The organism is Polynucleobacter sp. 78F-HAINBA (assembly GCF_018882325.1).
Lineage (GTDB): Bacteria > Pseudomonadota > Gammaproteobacteria > Burkholderiales > Burkholderiaceae > Polynucleobacter.
The window spans coordinates 1-352 of sequence record NZ_JACVOQ010000023.1 but is presented as its reverse complement, the minus strand read 5'-3'; the positions used below and the strand labels follow the sequence as shown (position 1 = coordinate 352).

The window sequence follows — 352 nt, the reverse complement described above, 5'->3', positions numbered from 1 at the left end:
TTAGAGCTACGCAATCAACATCAATACTTAAACCACAAGACAGTGCAAAAGCTCATGGGACAACTAGGGCTTAAATCCACCGTGCGCCCCAAGCGCTATCAGTCTTATAAAGGGGGCATTGGCAAGGTAGCCCCCAACTTGTTAGAGCGCGACTTTGTAGCCAAAGCGCCCAACCAAAAGTGGGTGACCGACGTCACCGAGTTCAATATCAAGGGTGAGAAGGTGTATCTCTCGCCCATCTTAGATTTATACAACCAAGAGATCGTCTCCTATGAGATTGCGGATCGCCCGCAGATTAGCTCGGTGATGCAGATGCTCAAGAGTGCCTTCAAACGACTCAAGTATGAAGACA

1 protein-coding gene is annotated in these 352 nt (G+C 48.6%); it reads left to right on the top strand.

Going from position 1 to position 352, the window contains the following annotated elements:
* Positions 1–352, top strand: a 352-nt coding sequence (locus ICN11_RS10635) for a DDE-type integrase/transposase/recombinase (RefSeq protein ID WP_216230355.1), incomplete at both ends; no start/stop codon positions are given.